Annotated in this window: 14 protein-coding genes; 12 read left to right on the top strand and 2 right to left on the bottom strand. The window is 65.0% G+C overall.

The features are described from left to right. Nucleotides 1-21: 21 nt before the first annotated feature. From ugpB to N551_RS0104485, 10 genes are all read left to right on the top strand, one after another. The gene (gene ugpB, locus N551_RS0104530; protein WP_051462636.1) at nt 22-1,404 is read left to right on the top strand and encodes a sn-glycerol-3-phosphate ABC transporter substrate-binding protein UgpB; all 1,383 of its coding nucleotides are present in this window, start codon (nt 22-24) and stop codon (nt 1,402-1,404) included. A gap of 221 nt (nt 1,405-1,625) precedes the next feature. Next, entirely contained in the window at nt 1,626-2,585 is a 960-nt protein-coding gene (locus N551_RS0104525) for a phosphotransferase (RefSeq protein WP_027565938.1), read from the top strand. A 259-nt stretch (nt 2,586-2,844) separates the two neighbouring features. Then, entirely contained in the window at nt 2,845-4,467 is a 1,623-nt protein-coding gene (locus N551_RS0104520; RefSeq protein WP_027565937.1) for an ABC transporter substrate-binding protein, read from the top strand. 297 nt (nt 4,468-4,764) lie between these two features. Beyond that, nucleotides 4,765-5,778: an ABC transporter permease gene (locus tag N551_RS0104515; protein WP_018456013.1), complete on the top strand. Its 1,014-nt coding sequence runs from the start codon at nt 4,765-4,767 to the stop codon at nt 5,776-5,778. 2 nt (nt 5,779-5,780) lie between these two features. Then, the gene (locus N551_RS0104510; RefSeq protein ID WP_027565936.1) at nt 5,781-6,680 is read left to right on the top strand and encodes an ABC transporter permease; all 900 of its coding nucleotides are present in this window, start codon (nt 5,781-5,783) and stop codon (nt 6,678-6,680) included. Between the two features lie 103 nt (nt 6,681-6,783). Then, complete coding sequence (locus N551_RS0104505) at nt 6,784-8,523, top strand: ABC transporter ATP-binding protein (protein ID WP_027565935.1); 1,740 nt, start codon at nt 6,784-6,786, stop codon at nt 8,521-8,523. 19 nt (nt 8,524-8,542) lie between these two features. Continuing rightward, nucleotides 8,543-8,722 (top strand): DUF4089 domain-containing protein, encoded by a 180-nt coding sequence (locus N551_RS0104500; RefSeq protein WP_007615797.1) that lies wholly within the window; start codon nt 8,543-8,545, stop codon nt 8,720-8,722. A 7-nt stretch (nt 8,723-8,729) separates the two neighbouring features. Continuing rightward, nucleotides 8,730-10,127 carry an AtzE family amidohydrolase gene (locus N551_RS0104495; protein WP_027565934.1) on the top strand — a complete coding sequence of 466 codons (1,398 nt, stop codon included), beginning with the start codon at nt 8,730-8,732 and terminating at the stop codon, nt 10,125-10,127. Nucleotide 10,128: 1 nt separating this feature from the next. Beyond that, complete coding sequence (gene hpxZ / locus N551_RS0104490; protein ID WP_007615793.1) at nt 10,129-10,521, top strand: oxalurate catabolism protein HpxZ; 393 nt, start codon at nt 10,129-10,131, stop codon at nt 10,519-10,521. 4 nt (nt 10,522-10,525) lie between these two features. Further along, the gene (locus N551_RS0104485) at nt 10,526-11,248 is read left to right on the top strand and encodes a GntR family transcriptional regulator (protein WP_027565933.1); all 723 of its coding nucleotides are present in this window, start codon (nt 10,526-10,528) and stop codon (nt 11,246-11,248) included. A gap of 111 nt (nt 11,249-11,359) precedes the next feature. Here the strand turns inward: N551_RS0104485 and atzF are convergent, their stop codons facing one another. Further along, nucleotides 11,360-13,177: an allophanate hydrolase gene (gene atzF / locus N551_RS0104480; protein WP_035961053.1), complete on the bottom strand. Its 1,818-nt coding sequence runs from the start codon at nt 13,175-13,177 to the stop codon at nt 11,360-11,362. Between the two features lie 296 nt (nt 13,178-13,473). Here atzF and N551_RS0104475 point away from each other — a divergent pair, with 296 nt between their 5' ends. Then, on the top strand, nt 13,474-15,324 hold the full coding sequence (locus N551_RS0104475) for a feruloyl-CoA synthase (protein ID WP_027565931.1): 1,851 nt from the start codon (nt 13,474-13,476) through the stop codon (nt 15,322-15,324). Between the two features lie 286 nt (nt 15,325-15,610). Here the strand turns inward: N551_RS0104475 and N551_RS0104470 are convergent, their stop codons facing one another. Next, nucleotides 15,611-16,117: a MarR family winged helix-turn-helix transcriptional regulator gene (locus tag N551_RS0104470; protein ID WP_027565930.1), complete on the bottom strand. Its 507-nt coding sequence runs from the start codon at nt 16,115-16,117 to the stop codon at nt 15,611-15,613. A gap of 83 nt (nt 16,118-16,200) precedes the next feature. Between N551_RS0104470 and N551_RS0104465 the strand changes: the two genes are divergently transcribed. Further along, nucleotides 16,201-17,421 (top strand): cytochrome P450, encoded by a 1,221-nt coding sequence (locus N551_RS0104465; RefSeq protein ID WP_027565929.1) that lies wholly within the window; start codon nt 16,201-16,203, stop codon nt 17,419-17,421. Nucleotides 17,422-17,447: the final 26 nt, after the last annotated feature.

The raw sequence follows: 17,447 nt of genomic DNA, 5'->3' as shown, positions 1-17,447 counted from the left end.
CATTCCCGGTTGAAACCGCAAATGCCGCGCCTTAAGCAGGGACGGTCGCCGTCGTCGCGCGATACGGAAAGAGCCATCGTGATTTCAGCATTGCGCTTCTTGCAGGTCATCGCCGCCCTTGCGGCCCTTTCCTTGGCCGCGCCGGTGCGGGCCGCGACCGACATCGCGTGGTGGCACGCCATGTCCGGCGAACTCGGCCGCCAGCTCGAGAAGCTCGCCTCCGACTTCAACGCCTCGCAGCCGGACTATCGCGTCGTGCCGACTTACAAGGGCAGTTACACCGAGACGGTGACGGCCGCGATCTTCGCCTTCCGCTCGCGCAGCCAGCCCGCGATCGTCCAGGTCAACGAGGTCGCCACCGCCACCATGACCGCGGCCAAGGGCGCGATCTATCCCGTGTTCAGCCTGATGCGGGACATGAACGAGCCGTTCTCGCTCAATGACTATCTTCCCGCGGTCTCCGGCTACTACACCGATGCGGCCGGCAATCTCTTGTCCTTCCCGTTCAATTCGTCGACGCCGATTCTCTATTACAACAAGACCATGTTCCGCGACGCAGGGCTCGATCCGGAGGCGCCGCCGAAGACCTGGCCGGAGCTCGGTGCTGCCGCTAAACGCCTGCGCGATCGCGGCGCGGCGTGCGGCTTCACCACGTCCTGGCCGTCCTGGATCCATGTCGAGAATTTTTCAGCGTTTCACAATCTGCCGCTGGCGACGCGGACCAACGGCTTTGCCGCGCTCGATGCCGAGTTGACCATCAACAATCCGTCTCTCGTGCGTCACGTCGCCGAGCTCAGCGAGTGGCAGAAGACGAAGGTGTTCGACTATAGCGGCCGCGGCCAGTCGGCCGAGCCGCGCTTCCAGAACGGCGAATGCGGCATCTTCATCGGCTCCTCGGCGACGCGCGCCGACATCAAGGCGAACTCGAAGTTCGAGATCGGCTACGGCATGATGCCGTATTGGCCCGACGTGAAGGGCGCGCCGCAGAATTCGATCATCGGCGGCGCCACGCTGTGGGTGCTGCGCGACCGCCCGCGCGAGGAATACAAGGGCGTGGCGCGATTCTTCGCCTATCTGTCGCAGCCCGGCGTGCAGGCCGCCTGGCACCAGAACACCGGCTATCTGCCTGTCACCCGCGCCGCCTTCGAGCTGACGCGCGCGCAAGGGTTTTACGAGCGCAATCCGGGCTCGGCGATGTCGTTCGAGGAGATCACGCTGCATCCGCCGACGGAGAATTCGAAGGGCATCCGGCTCGGCTCCTTCGTGCTGATCCGCGGCGCGATCGAGGACGAGCTGGAGCAGGCCTTTGCCGGCCGCAAGAGCGCGCAAGCCGCGCTCGATGCCGCCGTCGAGCGCGGCAACAAGATCCTGCGCCAGTTCGAGCGCGCCAGCCCGGATCGGTAGAGTTCTCAGATTGGACCTCTCTTTAACCGCGAAGGAAGTGCGCTCCCTCTCCCGCTTGCGGGAGAGGGTTGGAAAGAGGGTCTTTCCGCAAAGGGACAATCCCCTAGAGGAGAGAACCCCCACCCGGCGCTTCGCGCCGACCTCCCCCGCAAGCGGGAAAGGTGCACCGTCTGCTTGGCGCGCATCAAATCAACCAAACCTGCTTGCCTGATCGGGCGCGCATGACCAGCGTTCCATCGCAAATCTTGCCGACTTTCACCGACGCTGCTGCCTTTCGCGCCTTTCGCGCCGACCCTCCGCGATGGCTGCCGATCGCCATCGACATCGCCCGCAGCCACGGTCTCGATGTCAGCGCGCCGCACGTGTTTGCCACCGGCACCAATCTCGTCGTCGGCTTCGGCGATCACCTGATCCTGAAAATCTTCCCGCCGCTGCTCCGCGCGCAATTCGTCTCCGAGCACGGCTCGCTGACCCAGCTTGCCGGCCGCCTCCATTTGCCGATCCCCGAGATCGTCGCGGAAGGCGAGCGCGACGGCTGGCCTTATCTCGCAATCACACGCCTTGCCGGCACGCTCGGTTCGGAGGTCTGGCCGTCGTTGGCGGAAGCGCAGAGGGAGCGCGTGCTGCGCCAGATCGGCGAGACCATCGCCACCGTGCAGCGCGCGCCGCTCGGTCCGCTCGCGCAGATCGAGCCGCGCTGGGCCGACTTCATGCGGGCCCAGATGCAGGGCTGCAAGGCGCGGCACACGCGTCTCGGCCTGGCGCCAAAATTCCTCGCCGGCCTCGACGATCTCCTGCGTGACGCGGCCGCGCTCATTCCCATCGATGCGCCGCCGGTGATCTTGATCGGCGAATACATTCCGGAGAACTTCCTGCTCGCCTGCCATAATGATCAATGGTCGCTCGCCGGCCTGTTCGACTTCGGCGACGTGCTGGCGGGATGGCGCGACTACGATCTGCTCGGCCCCAGCGCCTTCATGGCAGCGGGCCGGCCGGGGAGGGTACGCAGCCTGCTCGAAGGTTTCGGCTATGCGAAGCTCGATTATTCACTCAAGCGCCGCCTGATGGTCCTGATGCTGCTGCATCGCGCCAGCGACCTCAATAACCACATCTGCATCGAGGGTTGGCAGGACCAGGCCGACGATCTGGTCGAGCTCCAGGAGCTGATCTGGCCGGGGTAATTGCCGCGGATCAGTAGCCGAGTGACTTGGGACGAGATGCGCCCACGCAATGAGCGAGCGTTCCAGAAAGCCCATTTTATATGCAAATCTGCTTCTTTGTATGCAACGCGCTGGAGATCGGCTTCTGATCGACAATCGAAGCAATGGCCATTTTTCGCGGTTATATCAGTGGCTTATGTTGTTTTAAACTCTCATTAAGCCTTGGCACGAACCTTGCGAATCCAGTTCCAACCAGAAAACTTTGTGTTGGAGCCATTTCATGAAGCGCCGCGATTTCCTCAAGTCCGTTTCCGGATTGGCCGCAGGCGCGGCGCTTCCGGCCATGCCCTCCGTGATCTCGTCGGCGATGGCCGATGCGCGCTCGGAGACGCTGCTGATCGTCTCGGAAGGCGGCCCCAACAATCTCGACATCCACGGCGTCGGCACCAACGTGCCCGGCTATGAGGTGTCCTGGAATTGCTACGACCGCCTGCTCAGCCACGAGATGAAGACCGGCCCCGGCGGGGTGCCCTATTACGACCGCGACAAATACAAGGGCGAACTCGCCGAGGAGTTCAAGATCGACGATATGTCGGTCACCTTCAAGCTGAAGAAGAACGCCAAATTCCACGACGGCGCGCCCGTCACCGCCAAGGACGTGAAGTGGTCGCTCGACCGCGCCGTCAGCGTCGGCGGCTTCCCCACCTTCCAGATGAGCGCGGGCTCGCTGACGAAGCCCGAGCAGTTCGTCGTGATCGACGACTACACGGTGCGTGTCGACTTCCTGAAGAAGGACAAGCTGACGATCCCCGATCTCGCGGTGATCGTGCCCTGCATCATCAACTCCGAGCTTGTGAAGAAGAATGCCAGCGAGAAGGATCCCTGGGGTCTCGAATTCACCAAGCAGCAGACCGCGGGCTCCGGCGCCTACAAGGTGACGAAGTGGACCGCCGGCACCGAAGTGGTGATGGAGCGCAACGACGATTGGGTCGGCGGCCCGCTGCCGAAGATCAAGCGCGTGATCTGGCGCATGGTGCCGCAGGCCGGCAATCGCCGCGCGCTGCTGGAGCGTGGCGACGCCGACATCTCCTACGAGCTGCCGTTCAAGGATTTCCAGGAGATGAAGGCGAGCGGCAAGCTCAACGTGGTGTCGCTGCCGTTCTCCAACGGCATCCAGTATATCGGCATGAACGTGACCAAGCCGCCGTTCGACAATCCCAAAGTGCGTCAGGCGGTCGCCTACGCGATTCCCTATCAGAAGATCATGGACGCGGTGATGTTCGGGCTGGCCAATCCCATGTTCGGGGCCGCCAAGGACAAGCCGATCGAAGTCGCCTGGCCGCAGCCGCACAAATTCAACACCGACATGGACAAGGCGAAGGCGCTGCTGGCTGAAGCCGGTTATCCCAACGGCTTCGAGACCACGATCTCGTTCGACCTCAACTTCGCCGGCGTCAACGAGCCGCTCTGCGTGCTGGTGCAGGAGAGCCTGGCCCAGATCGGCATCAAGACCACCATCAACAAGGTGCCCGGCGCCAACTGGCGCACCGAGTTGAACAAGAAGGAGATGCCGCTCTTCACCAACGTGTTCTCGGGCTGGCTCGATTACCCCGAATACTTCTTCTACTGGTGCTATCACGGCAATAATTCCGTCTTCAACACCATGAGCTACAAGTCGGCGGAGATGGACAAGCTGATCGACGGGGCGCGGAATGCTGCCGCGACCGGTGACACCGCGACCTACGACGCCGACGTGAAGGGCTTCGTCGACCTCGCCTACAGCGACATCCCGCGCATCCCGCTGTATCAGCCCTTCGTCAACGTCGCGATGCAGAAGAACATCAGCGGCTACCAATACTGGTTCCACCGCCGCCTGGATTATCGCGCGATGGCGAAGGGGTGAGGGGATGGCGGGCGAGATGGTCGCGTCGTCGACTCTCTTTCTGAGTGAGGCGGCCACCGCTCTCTCATTCCCTCTCCCCTTGTGGGAGAGGGGCAGGGTGAGGGGTAGCCACGAACTCCGACCTCGCTTGGGACTAACCATCACCCCAACCCTCTCCCATCGCAAGTCGGGCCTGCCCGGCTTGCGCCAATCACCAATGCGCAACGGGGGTAGACCCCGGTTGCGTGGGAGAGGGGGCGCAGCGGAGCAGGTGGCGCGAACCCGCCCACAAACGCAGAGCAGCAGGAGCGCAACCCCATGCTGACCATGATCGGCAAGCGCCTGATGTTCGCGATTCCCTCGCTGATCGGGGTCGTCATCGTCACCTTCCTGCTGACCCGCGCACTACCGGGCGATCCCGCCGCCTATTTCGCAGGGCCCGCCGCAACGAAGGAAGCCGTCGAGCAGATCCGGAAAAAACTCGGCCTCGACAAGCCGCTGATCGAGCAGTTCTTCCGCTACACCAACGATCTCGCCCATGGCGATTTCGGCAATTCGCTCACGACGGGCCAGCCGGTCGCAGCCGAGATCCGCAACCGCCTGCCGGCCTCCGCCGAGTTGACGCTGCTCGGCCTCATCGTCTCGGTCGTCATCGCCATCCCTCTCGGCGTGCTGGCGGCGACGCGGCCGGGATCGTGGGTCGACCATCTCTGTCGCGTGACGACGACGGCCGGCGTCTCGCTGCCAGTGTTCTTCACAGGTCTGGTGCTGGTCTATGTCTTCTATTTCCGGCTCGGCTGGTCGCCTGCGCCGCTCGGTCGACTAGATGTGTTCTACAGCGCGCCGCCGACGGTGACCGGCTTCTATCTGATCGACACCCTGATCGCGCGTGACTTCGAGGCGTTCCGTTCGGCATGCAGCCAGCTGATCCTGCCGGCGACGACGCTTGCGATCTTCTCGCTGGCGCCAATCGCGCGCATGACGCGCGCCTCGATGCTGGCGGTGCTGTCGTCCGAGTTCGTGCGCACCGCGCGCGCCAGCGGCCTGTCCCCGGCAACCGTCATCGTCACCTATGCCTTCCGCAACGCGATGCTTCCGGTCATCACCACGCTGAGCATGGTGTTCTCGTTCCTGCTCGGCGCCAACGTGCTGGTGGAGAAAGTGTTCGCCTGGCCAGGCATCGGCTCCTATGCGGTCGAGGCGCTGATCTCGTCGGACTTCGCGCCGGTGCAGGGTTTCGTGCTGACCATGGCGGTGATGTACGTGCTGCTCAATCTCGTGATCGACATTCTCTATGGCGTGATCGATCCGCGCGTGCGCTTGGAGGGCTAATCATGAGCACCGTTGCGCCTGCTGTTGAACCTGTCGGTCCCGCGCGGACCTCAGGGTTCGTCGCGCTGCTCGACCAGACCCGCTACGTGCTTGGCGAGAACAAGGTTACGGGCTTTGCCTTCGCGCTGCTGATCGTGATCCTCCTTGCCGCGATCTTCGGCCCCTATGTGGTGCCGTATGATCCGCTGGCGTCCGACACCGCGGCGTCGCTGAAGCCGCCCTCGGCCGCGCACTGGTTCGGCACCGACCAATTAGGCCGCGACATCTTCAGCCGGGTCGTGGTGGCGACGCGGCTCGATACGTTCATCGCGGTCGCCTCCGTCGCGCTGGTGTTCCTGATGGGTGGGCTCGCCGGCATCGCGGCCGGCTATTTCGGCGGCTGGACCGATCGCATCGTCGGCCGCATCGCCGACACCATCATGGCGTTCCCGTTGTTCGTGCTCGCGATGGGCATCGTCGCAGCGCTCGGCAATACCGTGCAGAACATCATCCTCGCAACGGCCATCGTGAACTTCCCGCTCTATGCCCGCGTCGCGCGCGCCGAAGCCAATGTCCGCCGCAATGCCGGCTTCGTGCAGGCCGCGCGTCTGTCCGGCAACGGCGAGTTCCGCATTCTTCTCGTGCATATCCTGCCGAACATCATGCCGATCATGATCGTGCAGATGTCGCTGACCATGGGCTACGCCATCCTCAATGCCGCCGGCCTCTCGTTCATCGGCCTCGGCGTCCGTCCGCCGACGGCGGAATGGGGCATCATGGTCGCCGAAGGCGCCGGCTTCATGGTGTCAGGCGAATGGTGGATCGCGCTATTCCCGGGCCTCGCTCTGATGATCGCCGTGTTCTGCTTCAACCTCCTCGGCGACGGCCTGCGCGACATCGTCGACCCCCAGCGGAGGACGTGATGGCGGGATTAGGCGTGAATTTTCGCTCAAAATTCTCCAATGATTTCAATCCCGTTCTACTGTGCATGGGGTTGTTTTCGATGTTTTTGTTTGGGAGGTGCCCATGACCGCCCAGCCGCTGCTCGATGTCCAGGACCTCACCGTCGAATTCACCACCCGCCGCGGCATCGTCAAGGCGGTGCAGCACGTCAACATCTCCGTTGCCAAGGGCGAGACGCTCGCGATCGTCGGCGAGTCCGGCTCCGGCAAGTCGGTGACGTCGTATGCGGTGATGCGCATCCTCGACCGTGCGGGGCGGATCGCCGAAGGCTCGGTGATGTTCTCGGGTATCGACGTCAAGGCCGCGACCGAAGACCAGATGCGCGATTTGCGCGGTCGCGAAGTCTCGATGATCTTCCAGAACCCGCGCGCCGCGCTCAACCCGATCCGGAAGGTCGGCGACCAGATCGAGGACGTGCTGCGCACCCATGTGCAGCAGGCCATGGTTTCGGACCGCGGCGAAAAGGCGATCGAGGCGCTGGAGCAGGTCAAGATCGCCCGCCCGCGCGAGCGCTATCATGCCTATCCGTTCGAATTGTCCGGCGGCATGTGCCAGCGCGTCGTCATCGCGCTCGCGCTCGCCTGCAATCCGCAACTGCTGATCGCGGACGAGCCGACGACCGGATTGGACGTCACCACGCAGAAGGCGGTGATGGATCTGATCGTCGAGCTGACCAAGCGCAAGGCAATGTCCACCATCCTGATCACGCATGACCTCGGCCTCGCCGCCGCCTATTGCGACCGCGTGGTGGTGATGGAGAAGGGCCGGGTGGTCGAGACCGCAAAGGCGGCCGACATCTTCGCCAACCCGCAGCACCCCTACACGAAGAAGCTGATGCGCGCGACGCCGCGCCTCGGCGTGAGCCTGCGGGATCTGTTGCCGGAGGAGGAAGGCTCAGCACTCGCCGCCACGAGCGCAGCATCCGCGGAATTGGCTCCGATCGTCCCGTCCGGCAAGACGCCCCTTCTCCTCATCGACAAGCTCGTCAAGGAATATCCCCGTCAGGGCGCCACTGCCACGCTCGGCAAACTGTTCGGCCGCAAGCCGCCGGTGGAGCCGGATGTGTTCCGCGCCGTCGACGGCATCAGCTTCTCGGTCGGTCACGGCGAGAGCGTCGGCCTGGTCGGCGAGTCCGGCTGCGGCAAATCGACCACGTCGATGATGGTGATGCGGCTCCTCGACCAGACCTCGGGCCTGATCCAGTTCGACGGCGAGGACATCGGCGCCATCGCGCCCGCCGGCTTCGCGCGTCTGCCGCAGCGCAGCCGCATCCAGATGGTGTTCCAGGATCCGACCGACAGCCTCAACCCGCGCTTCACCGCCGTGCGCGCCATCGCCGATCCCATCATGCAGCTCGGTGACATCAGGGGGCGCGACGCGCTCCGCGCTCGCTGCGAGGAGCTCGCCACCATGGTGGGCCTGCCGCACAATCTGCTGGATCGCTTTCCGCACCAATTGTCGGGCGGCCAGAAGGCCCGCGTCGGCATCGCCCGCGCCATCGCCCTGCACCCGAAACTCGTCATCCTGGACGAGCCGACCGCCGCGCTCGACGTTTCGGTCCAGGCCGTGGTCCTCAATCTGCTCCAGGACCTCAAGGCGCGGCTAGGTATGAGTTATCTGTTCGTCTCGCATGATTTGAACGTAGTGCGCTTGTTGTGCGATCGTGTCATTGTCATGCGGTCGGGTCGAATCGTCGAGGAAGGCTCTTCCGAGAGGGTCTTGAGCGATCCGCAGGACGATTACACCAAGGAGCTGCTGACGGCGATCCCGCATCCGCCGCTGCAGACACAGGGCGCACACTGAGAGCTTGTTTGGGAGCGTGATGGCCGAACCGCTGGACGATTATATCGACGCTGTCACCAAAGCGTTGGCGTTGCCCGTCGAGGAAGCATGGAGGTCGTCCATACGCGCCAATCTTGAGGTCTCGCTGCGGCTCGGCCGCCTCGTCGACGAATTCGCGCTGCCGGACGAGACCGAGCCGGCGCCCGTGTTCACGGTCTGACGCCGCCATGACGACCAAGCCAGAGATGACGGCCTCCGAGATCGCGAGCGCGGTTGCCGGCCGCAGGATGTCCGCGCTCGATGCCACCGAAGCCGCGCTTGCGCGCATCAAGCAGCACGACACCATCCTCAATGCGTTCACCGACGTCACCGCCGATCGCGCCCGCGCCAAAGCGCGCGCGATCGATGCCGATATCGCCGCCGCGAAGACCGTCGGCCCATTGGCCGGCGTGCCCTTCGCGGTCAAGAATTTGTTCGACGTCGCGGGCCTCGCCACCCGCGCAGGCTCGAAGATCAACCGCGATCGCGCGCCCGCCAGCCGCGACGCCACGCTGATCGAGCGCATGGAAGCGGCCGGCGCCGTGCTGGTCGGCGCGCTCAACATGGGCGAATACGCCTATGACTTCACCGGGGAGAACGTCCATGACGGTCCCTCGCGCAATCCGCATGACACCACGCGGATGAGCGGCGGCTCCTCCGGCGGCTCGGGCAGCGCCGTGGGCGGCGCGCTGGTGCCGATCGCGCTCGGCTCCGACACTAATGGTTCGATCCGCGTGCCGTCCTCGTTCTGCGGCATCTTCGGCCTGAAGCCGACTTATGGCCGGCTCTCGCGTGCGCGTTCGTTCCCGTTCGTCGCGAGCCTTGATCATCTCGGCCCGTTCGCGCGCTCCGTCACCGATCTCGCGCTGGCCTATGACGCCATGCAGGGGCCGGATGCCGACGACGCCGCCTGCACCACCACACGTGGTCTGGAGCCGACGCTGCCGTTGCTTGCCAATCCGGTTTCGGACCTGCGCATCGCGATCGCCGGCGGCTACTTCCAGACCAATTTGTTTCCGGAAGCAGTCGAAGCCGTCAGCCGTGTCGCCAAGGCGCTGGGCGCAACGCGCGTGGTGGACGTGCCCGAAGCCGCGCGCGCCCGCGCGGCGGCCTACGTCATCACCACCACCGAGGGCGCCTCGCTGCATCTCGATCGGCTGCGCAAACGCCCGAACGATTTCGATCCCGCCGTGCGCGACCGGCTGATCGCGGGCGCCATGGTGCCGGCGCCGCTGGTCGACCGCGCGCAAAAATTCCGCCGCTGGTATCGCGCGCAATTCGCGGAGATTTTCAAATCCGTCGACGTGCTGATTGCACCGGCGACGCCATGCACCGCGCCGAAGCTTGGCCAGGTCAATTTCAATCTTGGCGGCGTCGAGCTGCCGGTGCGCGCCAATATCGGCATCCACACCCAGCCGATCTCCTTCATCGGCCTCCCGGTAGTCGCCGTGCCAGTGCCGCTCGAGCCGCTGCCGATCGGCGTGCAGATCATCGCCGCGCCCTGGCGCGAGGACATCGCGCTGCGCGTCGCGTACGCGTTGGAGAAGATGGGCGTCGCCGCCGCGCCCAGCCCAAAAGGATTTTGAGATGGAGATCGATCTTCCCGACGTGATCGCGGACGTCAAAGCCGCGTTCGAGCGTTATGAGCAGGCCCTGATCACCAACGACGTCGCGGTGCTCGGCGAGCTCTTCCGCAACGATCCCCGCACGCTGCGCTATGGCATCGGCGAGAACCTCTACGGCTATGAAGCGATCTCCGGCTTTCGTGCCGGGCGCTCGCCGGTCGGCCTCAATCGCCGCACCGCGAAAACCGTGATCACCAGCTATGGCCGCGACACCGCGGTCGCCTCCACCCTGTTCTATCGCGACACGATGCCGGGCAAGGTCGGCCGGCAGATGCAGACCTGGGTAAAGTTCCCGGAGGGCTGGCGCGTCGTCGCCGCCCATGTCAGCATCATCGACGAGTCGAAAGAGACCTGACCGTATGACGCTTGACGATCTTCCGCCCGGAGCGCTGCCGGCCGAACCGGCGGTGCCGCGTGTCGACCGGGCGTCGCCATCAGCGCACAAGGTCACGCGCGCCGAGGAGCTGCGCCTGCAACTCGCCGACGAGATCGTGCGCGGAGCTTTGCCGCCTGGCGCGCCGCTTGACGAGACCGACATCGCGCGCCGCTTCAGCGTTTCGCGCACGCCGGTGCGGGAAGCACTGCGCCAGCTCGTGGCAAGCGGCCTGGTCGAAGCGCGCGCCCATCGCGGCGCGGTGGTGGCGCAGCCCTCGTTCGAGCGGCTGACGGGCATGTTCGAGGCGATGGCGGAGCTGGAAGCGCTGTGCGCGGGGCTTGCCGCCGAACGCATGTCAGCCGCCGAGCGTCACGGCCTGGAAGCCATCCACGAAGAGCTGCGGGTGTTGAGCTACGCCGGCAACCCCGATCGCTTCCACGAAGTCAACGAGCGCTTCCACAATGCGATCTATGCGGGATCGCAGAACGGCTACATCGCCGAGATCACGCTGGCGACGCGCGTGCGCGTGCAGCCGTTCCGCCGCGCCCAGTTCCGCAATCTCGGACGTCTCGCCAAGTCGCAAGCGGAACACGATCGCGTCGTCGTCGCCATCATGCGCGGCGACAAGCAGGGCGCCGCCGCTGCGATGCGTGCGCATATCGAGCTGGTGCGCGGGGAGTACGAGATCTACGCGGTGTCGGTTTAGGGCCGCGCGCACGGTGCCGTAGGGTGGGCAAAGGCGCAAAGCGCCGTGCCCACCATCTACCCAAGCTGACGGTGATGGTGGGCACGCTTCGCTTTGCCCGCCCTACGAGACCTACGCTGTCGCAGCTTCCGCCATATACTTCCGCCAGCCGCCATACGCGGTGATGTCGCGAGCCTCGCCCAGCACCTCGGGCTCGACGAGAAATCCCTTCACGCTGCGGCCATCCGCCAGCCGCACGGTGCCGATCGCCATCGGCGCGGGAATCGCGTTGACGAACTTGCCGAAGGCGGACGACGACAGCGACCAGATCTCCAGCTCGATCGACGCGCCCTTGCCGGCCTCGACGCGCAGCATGCCCGGCTTCGGCGGCGTGGTCTTCAATGCGTAGAGCTTGTAGTCCGCCGCGGTCCTGGTCGCCTCGATCAGCTGGCCGTTCAGCGCTTTCAACTCGCTGTTCAGCACCATGCCGGACAGATGCGCGCCGACTACGGCGATGGGAATCTCGTCGCTGCTATCAGCGGCAAGCGGCGCCAGCGCGGGTTGCGCCACGCCCTTTGCGCCAAGCGTCAGTTTGGTATCGGCATGGAACACGCGCCCGATGCTGGCGAGCAGCGCATCGTGTCCGGTGGGAGCAAGGAGCGTGATGCCGAACGGGATGCCGTCGGCACGCATCGCCGCCGGCAGCGCGAGACCGCAGAGATCGAGCAGATTGACAAAATTAGTATAGGTGCCGAGCCGGCTGTTGAGCTCGACCGGATTGGCCAGCACTTGCGCGGTCGTATAGGCCGTCGGCGCCGTCGGCAGCACCAGCGCGTCGATATTGGTGAAGGTGCGTTCGGCGATCTTGCGCAGGCCCTGCAGACGATAGAGCGCGGAGAAGGTGTCCGCCGCCGTCAACCGCGCACCGGCCGCGGTGATCTCACGCGTCACAGGATGGATGGCATCCGGCGCGGATGCCAGCAGGTCGCGGATCACGAGATAGCGCTCCGTGACCCACGGTCCCTCGTAGAGCAGTCGGGCCGTCTCATAGAACGGCTCGAGGTCGAACTCGACGAGCGTTGCGCCAAGCGCGGTCCAGCGCTTCAGCGCCTCGGCGTAAGCCGCTTCCGCCTTCTTGTCGCCGAAGAAGATCAGCTGTCCGCTGCGCGGCACGCCCAGGCGCAGGTTTGCCGGGAGCGGGGTGATCGCGCCGAGCGGCCGGTCGCGCGAGAACGGATCGGCCTGATCGGGACCTGCCATCACGGAGAGCGCCAGCGCGGCGTCGTCGACCGTCAAAGCGAACACCGAGATACAGTCCAGCGTCCGGCAGGCCGGCACCAGGCCAGCGGTCGAAATCATGCCGAGGCTCGGCTTGAGACCGACGATGTTGTTGAGCATCGCCGGCACGCGGCCGCTGCCGGCGGTGTCGGTACCTAACGACAGTGGCACCAGCCCAGCGCCGACGGCGGCGGCCGATCCCGAGCTTGATCCGCCGGGAATGAGGTCATCGCGGATCGCGTTCCTGGGGATGCCGTAGGGCGAGCGCACGCCGACAAGGCCGGTCGCGAACTGGTCGAGATTGGTCTTGCCGATGATGATCGCGCCGGCGGCGCGCAGCCGCGCAACGGCGGTCGAATCGTGTGTCGGGATGTACGAGAAGGCCGGGCACGCCGCGGTGGTCGGAAACCCCAGCGCGTCGATATTGTCCTTCACCACCACCGGCACGCCATAGAGCCGCAGGCTGGCGGTCTCCTTGGTGGCGAGCTTCTCGGCCTCGGCGATCGCGTCCTTTTCGTCGCGCAGGCTGATGAAGACGGCGGGATCATTGTGGTCGCGGATGCGCTGATAGGTGCGTGCGACCGTCTGCGCCGGCGTGAGCGTGCCCGCGCGATGCGCGGCCACGATCGCGGCGATCGTTTCAGGCTGCTCAGCCCCCATTTCAGCCTTCATGGCGACAAATCTCCGGCAACGTCTCTTCACCCCGATCGAAGCAAGCGATGTGCCATTGTGTACAGAATCCGGGCAGGACAAGTGCTGCGGATATTACCGAGAGATCAGTGGCTTGTGGGATATTTCGAGCGCTGGCGGAGCTTCGTGTCAGCGCCCTGTTACGAGCATTTGCGCAAATAATGGGCAGCTCAACGGGCCTGAGCTTGCGCCCCAACAATTGTCATGGCCAACATGCAGGCCAACGTGGTCCGCGACGAGGCTGCGGCCGATCCCGGCTTCCGGGCGAGGAGGAAACCATGACAACCGCCCCTCGCGGTGATGCTGCGAGCCTGTTCGCGACACCCAGAACCGTTGCCGAGCATCGCGCCGACGGTAGCATCGTGCTGCGCTCGCCCGAGCCGCTGCGCGATGGCGCGCGCTGCATCGGCGACTGGCTGGAGCAATGGGCGCGGCAGAGGCCCGATGCGACTTTCCTCGCCGAGCGCAGCAGTGCCGAATTGCCATGGACCACCGTTACCTACGCGCAGGCGCTGCGCCAGGTGCGCGCGGCAGCGTCGTGGATTCTGGCGCAAGGTCTCAGTCCGGAGCGCCCGCTCGCGATCCTCTCCGACAACAGCATCGATCATGCGCTGCTGGCACTGGCGGTCCAGCATGTCGGCGTGCCCTCGGCGGCGATCTCGCCGGCCTATTCCCTGATGTCGAAGGATTTCGACAAGCTCAAGAGCATGATCACGCTGCTTGAGCCCGCCGCAATCTATGTCTCTGCGACCAAGCCGTTTGCGGCGGCGCTGGCCGCGATCAAGCCTCTGCATAGCGCGCAGATCATCAGCGGCAATGCAGACGATGCCGATGCGCTGGCTTTCCGCACCATCGCGGCAACGCCCGAGAGCGCCGACGTCGCAAAGGCCTTCGCCGCGGTGACGCCCGCGACGATCGCAAAGCTCCTGTTCACTTCGGGCTCGACCGGCACGCCGAAGGCGGTCATCAACACCCAGCGCATGCTGACGTCCAGCCAGCAGGCCAAGGCCCAGACGTGGACCTTTCTCGAACAGGCGCGCGAGGATCTCGTCATTCTCGACTGGCTGCCCTGGAGCCACACGTTCGGCGCCAACCACAATTTCAATCTCGTGCTGCGCAATGGCGGCTCGCTCTATATCGACGGCGGCAAGCCGGCGCCCGGCCTGTTTGCGACGTCCCTTGCCAATCTCAAAAGCGTGATGCCGACGGTCTATTTCAACGTGCCGCGCGGCTTCGACATGTTGATCACGGCGCTGCGTGCAGACGAGGAGCTATGTCGCCGCTTCTTCAGCGAGGTGAAATTCGCGTTCTACGCAGGGGCTGCGCTGCCGCAGAATCTCTGGGACGCGCTGGAAGAACTTTCCGTCAAGACCGTTGGCCGCGCGATGCCGATGGTCTCGGCGTGGGGCTCGACCGAGACGTCGCCGCTGGCGACCGACTGCCATTTCCTCGCGGAGCGCTCGGGCAATATCGGCGTGCCCATCCCCGGCACCGAATTGAAGCTCGTCACCTCCGGCGACAAGCTGGAGGTGCGCGTGCGCGGCCCCAACGTCACGCCGGGCTATTGGAAGGCGCCGGAGCTGACCAGGCAGGCGTTTGACGACGAGGGCTTTTATCTCATTGGTGATGCCGTGAAGTTCGCCGATGCGAACCGGCCTGAGCGCGGCCTGTTCTTCGATGGCCGTGTCGCGGAGGACTTCAAGCTCAATTCCGGCACTTGGGTCAGCGTCGGCACGCTGCGCCTCGCCGGCATCGCCGCGCTGGCGCCGCTCGTGCAGGACATCGTCGTCACCGGCCATGGCGGCGACGAGGTGCGTTTCCTGGTGTTCCCGAACATCGCCGCGTGCCGCGCGCATGCCGGCTTGCCCGAGACCGCAGCCGTGAACGAATTGCTCGCGCATGACAAGATCAGAGCCGCGATCGCGCAGGGTCTGGCGAAACTCAAGCAACACGGCGCCAACTCCTCCGGCCACGCCACGCGCGCCCTGCTGCTCGTCGAGCCGCCATCGGTGGACGGCGGTGAGATCACCGACAAGGGCTACATCAATCAGCGCGCCGTGCTGACGCGGCGCGCCGATGCGCTGGCGCGGTTGGATGACGATGTCTCGGGTGAGTGGATCGGTCTGTAGCAATTGAAACGGCAGCTCTTCGCGTTAGGTGGGCGGCCGTAGGCCTCCTCTCGCAACGACGGCGCTGAAACAGCTCGCCGTTAGGCCAGCTGCCCTGCCGCATTATCCTGCATGATTCTTTTGTTGCCTAAGCAACTAATTTATGCGAACCGTTCCAGACAAGGATGACGGCGGGAGGAACCGCCGCGTGGGATCGGAGGAAGCTATGCTCGGCAGAGAGAGTGCCGCCGGCGAATGCTGGCGCATGCCTGGACATGAGAGAGGTCCGCGTACCGCGCGTGCTCCGTCAGGTCTCGGTGCTGCCGGTCACCGCGCCGAGATTTTCGTGCAGGCGGCGCAACAGGTCGATCAGCACCTCGCGCTCGTCCTTGTCCAGGCAGGACAACAGGCGCCGTTCGCGCTCGAATGCAGCGACGATCACCTTGTCATGGATGGCGCGGCCCTTCGCCGTCAGCGCGATCGAATGGGTGCGCCCGTCGTTGGGATCGGTGCGGATCGAGATCAGCCCCCGCTTTTCCAAACCGGCGAGCGTCCGGCTCACCGGGCCCTTGTCGAAACCGATGACGTGGCAGATGCGCGAGGCGGGAATGCCGGGCTCGATCGCCAGCAGCGACATAATCCGCCATTCCGTGACGTTGACGCCGAACTCCCGCTGATAGAACGCGGTGGCGCTGTTCGAGAGCTTGTTGGCGATGAAGGTGATGAACGCGGGGACGTAGCGGTCGAGATCGAGCGTCGGTCCCGTCTCGGTGGACGCAGGTTTTTGGCGGGCTCTGGTCGAAGACGGCGGCATGTCGGGATTCTGTCTCGCGGCGTGTCTGGAGACCTAAAGGTAAGCGCGGCCCTTTCACAAGATCAAAATGAGGGAGGACTTCCATGAGCACTTCCAGCTCCCCGGAAATCAACGGTTCGTCGGCCGTCCCGCATCTCGACGTCGATCCCTTCGCGATGGATTTTTTTGCCGACCCCTATCCCACGCATGAGCTGCTGCGAGAGGCGGGACCGGTCGTCTATCTCGACAAGTGGAACGTCTATGGCGTGGCGCGCTATGCCGAAGTTCATGCCGTGCTGAACGATCCCGCGACCTTCTGCTCGAGCCGCGGCGTCGGCCTGTCCGATTTCAAGAAGGAGACGCCGTGGCGGCCGCCAAGCCTGATCCTCGAAGCCGATCCACCCGCGCACGCCCGCACCCGCGCCGTGCTCTCGAAGGTGCTGTCGCCGACGGTGATGAAGGGGCTCCGCGACCGCTTTACCGCGGCAGCGGAAGAGCGTGTGGACGCTTTGCTGGAGAAGCGCAGCTTCGATGCCATCACGGACCTCGCCGAAGCCTATCCGCTGTCGATCTTCCCGGATGCGCTCGGGCTGAAGCCTGAGGGACGCGAGAATCTCATTCCCTATGCGAGCGTGGTGTTCAACGCCTTCGGCCCGCCGAACCAGTTGCGCAACGAGGCGATCGCGCGCTCGGCGCCGCACCAGGCCTATGTTACCGAGCAGTGCCAGCGGGACAACCTCACGCCCGGCGGCATCGGCGCCTGCATCCACGCTCATGTCGACGAGGGTGCCATCACCGCGACCGAAGCGCCGCTGCTGGTGCGTTCGCTGCTGTCGGCGGGCCTCGACACCACCGTCAACGGCATCGGTGCAGCGGTCTACTGTCTCGCGCGCTTCCCGGAGCAGTGGCAGCGCTTGCGCGGCGATTTCACGCTGGCGCGCAACGCTTTCGAGGAGGCCGTCCGTTTTGAAAGTCCGGTGCAGACCTTCTTCCGCACGACAACGCGCGAGGTCGATCTGTCAGGCGCGACCATCGGTGAGGGCGAGAAGGTGTTGATGTTCCTGGCGGCTGCCAATCGCGATCCGCGGCGCTGGGACAAGCCGGACAGCTACGACGTCACCCGCCGCACGTCGGGCCATGTCGGCTATGGCTCAGGTATTCACATGTGCGTCGGTCAGCTGGTCGCGCGGCTCGAAGGCGAGACAATGCTCGCGGCTCTGGCCCGCCGGATCGCGAAGATCGAGATCACGGGCGAGCCACAGCGCCGTTTCAACAACACGCTGCGCGGGCTCGACAGCCTGCCTGTAACCATCACGCCGGGCTGACGCTGCCGGCATCGGAAATAATCAAT

Source organism: Bradyrhizobium sp. URHA0013, from assembly GCF_000518345.1.
Classification (GTDB): Bacteria; Pseudomonadota; Alphaproteobacteria; order Rhizobiales; family Xanthobacteraceae; genus Bradyrhizobium.
The sequence above is the reverse complement of the archived record's forward strand: the minus strand, read 5'-3'. Positions and strand labels throughout refer to the sequence as shown.